The sequence below is a fragment of the Rhizobacter sp. P2_H2 genome (assembly GCF_056403375.1).
This window is the reverse complement of record NZ_JBFUFP010001574.1, coordinates 1-883: the sequence shown is the minus strand read 5'-3', so window position 1 is coordinate 883 and position 883 is coordinate 1. Positions and strand designations below refer to the sequence as shown.

The following is an 883-nucleotide window of genomic DNA, read 5'->3' as shown; positions in this document are numbered from 1 at the left end:
CATGAACTCTGACTCCATCGACCGTTCCTGGCGTGCACTGCCGGCGCTGCGCCTGCCGCTGTCGGGCTTCCTGGAAGAGCGGGGGCAGGGGGTCGACAACCTGCTGGCCACGCTGGTGCGCCGCATCACCGGCGGCAACCTCGCCTACCTCGGCGTGCCGGCCGACCTGGTGTACCGGCTCGCCTGCCTGTGCAGCCGCTGGTCGCCGGACCTGCAGGAGTTCATCGCGCAGGTGCTGGAGCGCAGCGGCAACCTCGATCACTTCCTGACGCAGCCGGCCGCGACCGACCACCACGCCGACATGTACGGCCTGCTCGAAGCCAGCATCACCGCGGCCGAGTTCGCGATGAACGCCGACCACGACGCGCGCAGCCGCAAGCCGCTGCCGCCGATCGTCTCGGAGCTGCAGCAGATCTGCTCCGCCACCGCCTTCCTGTTCGACCTCGGCAAGGTCTACAGCGAACACCCGGGCCAGGACCTGCCGCGCAGCGCGCGCCGCCAGTTGCAGCCGCACGCCGACCTGTCGCGCTGCTGGCGCAGCAGCTGGACCACGCTGGCACGCCGCAACCCGATCCTCGCCGCCTGGCTCGACCAGGTGGCCGGCCGCCGCTCCGGCGCGACTGCCGCGGTGCGCGCCGCGCGCGCGCTGACGCACAACGCGGTGCGGGCGAGCTGGCGCAGCGACAGCCAGCTGTTGCCCGTCTGACGGCCGGTCCGACCTGACAGGCATGCGGCTTGCCGCCGTTCGGGCATCAACCCGAACGGAGTGCAGCATGCCCACCCATACCGCCCGCAAGACCTCGCCATCCGACCGACCGCGTGCCGACGAGGGCGATGCGGTCGCCGTGAAGCACCGGCGCATCCAGGCCGCGCAGGACAGCGC

1 protein-coding gene is annotated in these 883 nt (G+C 72.1%); it reads left to right on the top strand.

Translation table 11 applies throughout. From position 1 onward, the window contains the following. On the top strand, positions 1 to 706 hold a 706-nt coding region (locus AC1D15_RS34830; protein WP_047508905.1), incomplete at its 5' end, for a hypothetical protein. Positions 707 to 883: the final 177 nt, after the last annotated feature.